The following is a 6,974-nucleotide window of genomic DNA, read 5'->3' on the forward strand; positions in this document are numbered from 1 at the left end:
GGCGGCGGGCCGGCCGAGCAGGGCGGGGTCGTGCTGACGACCAACGGCTACGTCGAAGCCCGCCACCAGGCGTCGGTGGCGGCGCGCGCGACGGGCCGCCTCGCCGAAGTCATGGTCGAGGAGGGCGATACCGTGTCGGCCGGCCAGGTCGTGGCGCGCCTGCTGGACGAGGACCAGCTCGCCGCGGTCGCTCGCGCCGAAGCGGACCTCGCGCTCGCCCGGGCCCGCCAGGCGCAGGCCGAGGCCGTCGAGGTCGATGCCCGGCGCCGCGCCGCACGGCGGGCCGACCTGCGGGCGGCCGGCGCGATCGGCGCCGAGGAGGACGAGAGCGCGGACACCGTCGCCCTGACCGCCGTCGCGGAGGTCAACGCCGCCCGCGCCCAGGTCGCCGTGGCCCGCGCCGCGCTGCAGACCGCGCGCCTGGAGCTGGACAAGACCCGCGTCACGGCCCCGTTCGCCGGCGCAGTGCTGCGCAAGGACGCCGAAGTCGGGGAGATCGTCGGCCCGATCATGACCAGCAACACCGCCCGCGCCGGCGCGGTGGTCACCATCGCCGACCTGGGCACCCTCGAGGTCGGCGTGGACGTCAACGAGAGCTACATCGCGCGCGTGGTCCTGGGCATGCCCTGCGACGTCGTGCTCGACGCCTACCCCGAAGTCCACTATCCCGGCGAGGTCCGCTCCATCTACCCCTCGGCCGACCGCGACAAGGCCACCATCCCGGTGCGCGTGCGGTTCGTGGTGGCGGACGCGCGCGTCCGCCCCGACCTCGGCGCGAAGGTGACCTTCCTGGAGAGACGCCCGACCGATCTCATCACGACCGTCCCGAAGGTCCTGCGCGTGCCGGCCGCGGCGCTGCGCGAGCAGGAGGGCGGGCGCCGGGTCTGGGTCGTGCGGGACGGCAAGGCGGCGGCCGCCGAGGTCACCGTCGGGGAGCGCAGCGGCGAGCTCGTGGAGATCCTCACCGGCCTGGAGGACGGCGACCAGGTCGTCGTCGGCGGCGCCGCGCGCCTGCGCCAGGGACAGCGCGTCCGCATCGCGCTCTAAAGGAGCTGCGTGGAGAACCTCGCCGCCGGCCGGCCGATCATCACCCTGCGCGGGGTGAGCAAGACCTACCGGCGCGACACGATCGCCGTGCCGGTGCTGGCGTCGCTCGACCTCGACGTGGCCGCCGGCGAGTTCCTCGCCCTGATGGGGCCGTCGGGCTCGGGCAAGTCGACCATCCTGAACCTGGTCAGCGGCATCGACACGCCGACCGCCGGGCGCGTCGTGGTGGCGGGGGTGGACCTCGGCGGGCTCGACAACGCCGCGCTGGCCGCCTTCCGCGCGCGGCACGTGGGCTTCATCTTCCAGTCGTACAACCTGATCCCGGTGCTCACCGCGTTCCAGAACGTCGAGCTGCCGCTACTGCTGACCTCGCTGGGCCGCCGCGAGCGCCGGCAGCACGTGCTGGACGTCCTGGAGGTCGTCGGCCTGAACGACCGCAGCGACCACTTCCCGCGCCAGCTCTCGGGCGGCCAGGAGCAGCGCGTGGCGATCGCGCGGGCGATCGTCAGCGACCCCTCGCTGCTGGTGGCGGACGAACCCACCGGCGACCTCGACGCCGCCTCGGCGGCCGAGATCCTCGACCTGATCGGGCGCCTGAACCGCGAGTTCGGCAAGACGGTCGTGATGGTCACCCACGATCCGCGCGCCGCCGAACGCGCCCACCGCGTGCTGCACCTGGACAAGGGCGTCCTGGTCGAGGCGGTCCGGCGGGAGCAGCCTTGACGAGATACCTGCCCTACATCCTGCGCAACACGCTGCGCAACAAGCGGCGGACGGCGCTGACGGTCCTGTCGATCTTCATCTCGCTGTTCCTGTTCTGCACGCTGCGCACCGTGATCACCTCGCTGGCCGCCTCGCTCGAGTCGGCCTCGTCGGCCCGACTGATCACGCGCCGCTCGACCTCGCTCACCTTCATGCTGCCCGTATCCTACCGCGACCGGCTGACCCAGATCCCCGGCGTCGAGGACGCGAGCTGGATGACCTGGTTCGGCGGCATCTACATCGACGAACGCAACTTCTTCGCCCAGTTCGCGGTCGATCCGCAGCGCTACCTGGAGCTGTATCCCGAGTACCGCCTGACGCCCGAGGAGAAGGACGTCTTCCGGCGCGAACGCACGGCCTGCATCGTGGGGGAGAAGCTGGCGCGCAAGTACGGTTTCGAGGTCGGCGACCGGATCACCCTGCGCGGCACGATTTTCGAAGGCGTCTGGGACTTCACGGTCTGCGGCGTGGCGTACCCCGCGACGCCGGACCTGGACACCAACTGGCTGCTGTTCAACGGGGAGTACCTGAACCAGCGCATGGGCGACTTCGGGCAGGTGGGCGCCTTCGTGCTGAAGCTCGACGATCCCGCCCGCGCCGGCGACGTCGCCCGCACCGTCGACGCCACGTTCGCCAACAGCGCCGCGGAGACCAAGACCGAGACCGAGAAGGCGTTCCAGATGGGCTTCATCTCGATGCTCGGCAACATCCAGGCGGTGATCTACGCGCTGGGCTCCGCCATCGTCATCGCCATCGGCCTGGTCTCGATGAACACGATGATGATGGCCGCCCGCGAGCGCACGCGCGAGATCGCGGTCCTGAAGGCCCTGGGCTTCGCCGACCGCACCGTGGTCGGCCTGGTGCTGGTGGAGTCGCTGCTGATCACCCTCGCGGGCGGCCTGCTCGGGGCCGGCCTCGCGCGGCTGGTCTTCGGACTCACGGATTTCACGGCGGGCGGCTTCTTCCCCAGCTTCACGGTCACCGACGGCACCGTGGCGCAGGCGCTCGGCATCGCGCTCTTCCTGGGCGTGGTCAGCGGCGTGGCGCCGGCCTGGAACGCGGCGCGCCTGCACATCGTCGACGCACTGCGGCACACGGGGTGACGAGGATGCGACTGCCGCTGCAATACAATCTGCGCAACCTGGTCGTGCGCCGCACCATGACGCTGATGACCGCCGGCGGCATCGCCCTGGTCGTGGCGGTGCTCGTGCTGACCCTCGCGCTGGCCCACGGCTTCAGCGCCACCCTCGTCGCGACCGGCCGGGCGGACAACGCCATCGTGCTGCGCGGCGGCGCCACCAGCGAGATGATGTCGAGCCTCTCGCGCGAGTCCGCCCGCATCGTCGCGGCCGACCCGGCCGTGGCCCGCGGGCCGGACGGCGAGCCGCTGGCCCAGCCCGAGATGGTCGTGCTGGTGAACCTGGTGCGGCGCGGCGACCCGAGCGCCTCCTCGAACGTGTCGGTGCGCGGCGTCGACCCGCAGGTGTTCGCCCTGCGCCCCGACATCCGGCTGCGCGAGGGCCGGATGCTGCGGCCCGGCATGGACGAGGTGCTGGTCGGCCGCAAGCTGGACCGGCGCTTCGAGGGCTGCGGGCTGGGGGAGACGCTGCACATGGGCGGCCGCGACTGGCGCGTGGTGGGCACCTTCGACGCCGGCGGCAGCGGTTTCGATTCCGAGATCTGGGGCGACCGCGAAGCCTTCCTGCCGGCCTTCGACCGGGTCGAGTATTCCTCGCTGACCCTGCGCCTGACCGATCCCGCCCGTCTCGCCGACCTGCTGGCCCGCCTGGAGGGCGACCCCCGCGTGCGCGCCGAGCCGCAGATCGAGCGGGAGTACTACCGCCTCCAGTCCCAGCAGCTGGCCGGCGTGATCCGCGCCCTCGGCCTGTTCCTGGTGGTGGTGATGGCCGCCGGCGCCGTCTTCGGCGCGCTGAACACGATGTACGCCGCGGTCGGCTCGCGCAGCCGCGAGATCGCGACGCTGCTGGCCCTGGGTTTCCCGCCGCGGGCGATCCTGGCCAGCTTCCTGGTCGAATCGGTGCTGCTGTGCCTGATCGGCGGCGTGCTGGGTTGCCTGCTGGCCCTGCCCGTGCACGGCGTCTCGACGGGCACCACCAACTGGGCCTCGTTCAGCGAGGTCGCCTTCGAGTTCCGCATCTCCCCCGGCATCCTGGCCATCGGCCTGCTGGCGTCGGTCGTGCTCGGACTCGTCGGCGGCTACTTCCCCGCCCGCGCCGCGGCCCGGCGCACGGTCAGCGAGGCGTTGCGCGCAGGCTGACGAGGGTCCTTTCGCTTTGTTGAAATGATATTATCATGTAGGCGGATCGTTTTCGCCGCCCCCGCCGAACGGAGACCCCCATGCGGGTCCTGCTGGTTGAACCGCGCACGCCGGACACCTTCTGGAGCTTCCGCAACGCCCTGCCCTTCGTCGGCAAGCGCGCCTCGAACCCGCCCCTTGGCCTGCTGACCCTCGCCGGGTTGCTGCCGCGCACGTGGGACCTGCGGCTCGTCGATCTGAACTGCCGGCCCCTGCCGGCCGCGGACGTGCAGTGGGCGGACTACGTGCTCGTCAGCGCCATGCTGGCGCAGCGCGATTCGCTGCTCGAGGTGATCCGGACCTGCCGCGCGGCGGGCAAGCCGATGATCGGCGGCGGGCCGCTGTTCACCGCCGAAGCGGCCGACAATCCCGGCGTCGACCACGTCGTGGTGGGCGAGGCCGAGGAGACCGCGGCGGCGCTCGCCGCCGACATGGAGGCGGGGCGTGTTCGGCCCCTGTACGAGGCGCCGCGCTACCCCGACCTGTCGCTGACGCCCCTGCCGCGCTGGGATCTGATCGACCTGCGCGAGTACGCGACGATGTCGGTGCAGTCGTGCCGCGGCTGCCCCTTCGACTGCGAGTTCTGCGACGTGGTGGCGCTGAACGGGCACAAGCCGCGCTACAAGACGCCCGCCCGCTTCCTCGCCGAGCTGGACGCGCTGCGCGAGCGCGGCTGGCGCGGCCAGACCTTCCTGGTCGACGACAACTTCGTGGGCAATCCGCAGCGCTGCAAAGAGCTGCTGCGCGCCATGATCGATTGGCGCCGCGCGACGCGCGCGCGCATGACGTTCCTGACCGAAGCCTCGGTGAACATGGCCGAAGACCCCGAGTTGCTGCAGCTGATGGTCGAGGCCGGCTTCAAGAAGGTGTTCCTGGGCATCGAGACGCCGAGCGCCGAGAGCCTGCAGGAGTGCCACAAGATGCAGAACCTGCGCTGCGACCTGCCGACCGCCGTGCGCCGCATCCAGCACGCCGGCCTGGAAGTGATGGGCGGCTTCATCGTGGGCTTCGACAGCGACCGCACCGACATCTTCCAGCGGCAGTTCGAGTTCATCCAGAACGCCGGTGTGGTCACCGCGATGGTCGGGATGCTCCAGGCCATCCCGCGCAGCCGCCTCTACCGGCGGCTGGCCGGCGAGGGGCGTCTGCTGAACGACGGCGGCGGCGACAACACCAAGGCGACCTTCAACTTCGTGCCGAAGCTGGACCGCGAGTTCCTGATCGAGAACTACCGCCTGCTGATGCAGCGGCTCTACGAGCCGAACGCCTACTACCGGCGCGCCCGGATCCTGCTGGACAACCACCGCGCCCGCGGGCCGCGCGCTCACCTGTCGCGGAGCGACCTGCAGGCGCTCGCGAAGTCGTTGTGGTGGATGGGGATCCGCGAGCGGGGCCGCCGCGCGTACTGGCGGTTCCTGACCACGACGCTCCTGCAGCATCCCGACCGCATCGGCCTGGCGGTCACCCTCGCCATCACCGGACGGCATTTCCGGATCGTCGCGAAGGCGCTGTAGCCGGCGCCCGCCCGCCCCGCGCCCCTAATCAGGTGGCGATCAGTCCTCATTTAGCCTACCCTGCCGCTCTCTGCGCCGCGTGACCGCGATGCGCCGAGCAACCTCCAAGATGCGGCCGCCTTGCCCGGTACATCAGGTGCATTTCCCGTCCGTGGGCTTCAATGAACGGATCGATGTCATGACCAGTTTGAAACCGACCGCCTCCCGCCTCGCCGTCGCCGTGTGCCTGTCGCTGACGATCTTCGGCGCCGGCGCCCGCGCCGCCTCCATCACGCACAGCGGCACGTACGGTCCGTCTCCCTATCTCGGCATGAGCCAGTACACGTTCCCGGTCCAGTCCGTGCCGCAGTTCGATCTTCCCGGCCAGTGCCTGACCTCCGTCTGCGTGCAGGCGACGGCGCACGGGGCCGGGTTCCTGAGCTACGAGAACACCCAGACCTTTCCCGCGTCCGTGACGAGCTTCTACCAGGTCCAGGTCACGGTCAGGCGGCCCGACCTGTCGCCGGTGATGGTGCTCCAGCCGTCGCAGTCCTTCTCGGATGCGCTCACGTCGTTCGACGGCGTCGCGGACTACGCCGGCACTTCCGGCGTGACCCACTCCGGCCTGGACGTGTCCGCGGGCAACACGGTCTGCCTGGCGAGCGCCCTCGATCTGGCGCTCTTCACGGGCGCCGGCACGGTCAACCTCCCCTGCACGGCTTTCGACATGTCCTACCAGAACGGCGCCAACAGCTGGTCGATCGGCATGCAGGCCTACGTCAGCTACTCGGTCACCTACAACTACATGGAGTGCGGCGTCCCCACCGAGCAGACCGCCTGGGGCAACGTCAAGAGCATGTACCGGTGATCGCCGGCCGAGCCTGAGTCAGGGCCGCCGCCCCGCCGGGCGGCGGCCTTTTTGTGGCGGGCGGGCCACGAGAATCCTGGACGTTGCGGCGAAATCGAGCATCTTCCTGTTGCGGACACTTCACCGTCGATCGTCACGTCCGGGCAGCGACAGGAGCCCCGTGTTCACGCATCTCGCCCTCTCGCTCTGCCTGGCCGCGGGCGCGGCCGCCCCGCGCAACGTCGTGCTGTTCATCGCCGACGGCGCCGGCTTCCTGCACTACGAGGCCGCCCGGCTCCACGAGCAGGACCCGACCGGTCTGCAGGTGTACGACGGCTGGCCGGTGCGACTCGCCATGTGCACCCCGCCGGACGGCGGGGCCTCCGATCCCGGGCAGACGTGGCGCGACCCCGCCTGGTGCGACCGCGACCCCACCGATTCGGCCGCCGCGATCACCGCCATGACCACCGGGGTCAAGACGGTCAACGGCCGCCTGGCGGTCGATCCC

Annotated in this window: 7 protein-coding genes; all 7 read left to right on the forward strand. The window is 71.0% G+C overall.

Annotation, left to right across the window (positions count from 1 at the left end; translation table 11 throughout):
- The coding region (locus tag Q7W29_05040) for an efflux RND transporter periplasmic adaptor subunit (GenBank protein MDO9171181.1) at positions 1 to 1,047 on the forward strand (1,047 nt) is incomplete at its 5' end.
- A 9-nt stretch (positions 1,048 to 1,056) separates the two neighbouring features.
- Positions 1,057 to 1,770 (forward strand): ABC transporter ATP-binding protein, encoded by a 714-nt coding sequence (locus Q7W29_05045; GenBank protein ID MDO9171182.1) that lies wholly within the window; start codon positions 1,057 to 1,059, stop codon positions 1,768 to 1,770.
- Positions 1,767 to 2,912: an ABC transporter permease gene (locus Q7W29_05050; GenBank protein MDO9171183.1), complete on the forward strand. Its 1,146-nt coding sequence runs from the start codon at positions 1,767 to 1,769 to the stop codon at positions 2,910 to 2,912. Before Q7W29_05045 ends, Q7W29_05050 begins: the two co-directional genes overlap by 4 nt.
- A 5-nt stretch (positions 2,913 to 2,917) precedes the next feature.
- The gene (locus Q7W29_05055) at positions 2,918 to 4,087 is read left to right on the forward strand and encodes an ABC transporter permease (GenBank protein ID MDO9171184.1); all 1,170 of its coding nucleotides are present in this window, start codon (positions 2,918 to 2,920) and stop codon (positions 4,085 to 4,087) included.
- A gap of 80 nt (positions 4,088 to 4,167) precedes the next feature.
- Positions 4,168 to 5,640 carry a B12-binding domain-containing radical SAM protein gene (locus Q7W29_05060; protein ID MDO9171185.1) on the forward strand — a complete coding sequence of 491 codons (1,473 nt, stop codon included), beginning with the start codon at positions 4,168 to 4,170 and terminating at the stop codon, positions 5,638 to 5,640.
- A 178-nt stretch (positions 5,641 to 5,818) separates the two neighbouring features.
- Complete coding sequence (locus Q7W29_05065; GenBank protein ID MDO9171186.1) at positions 5,819 to 6,487, forward strand: choice-of-anchor E domain-containing protein; 669 nt, start codon at positions 5,819 to 5,821, stop codon at positions 6,485 to 6,487.
- Between the two features lie 160 nt (positions 6,488 to 6,647).
- Positions 6,648 to 6,974 (forward strand): alkaline phosphatase (locus Q7W29_05070; GenBank protein MDO9171187.1); only part of this gene is annotated, 327 nt, incomplete at its 3' end.

The organism is bacterium, assembly GCA_030654305.1.
Taxonomy (GTDB): domain Bacteria; phylum Krumholzibacteriota; class Krumholzibacteriia; order LZORAL124-64-63; family LZORAL124-64-63; genus PNOJ01.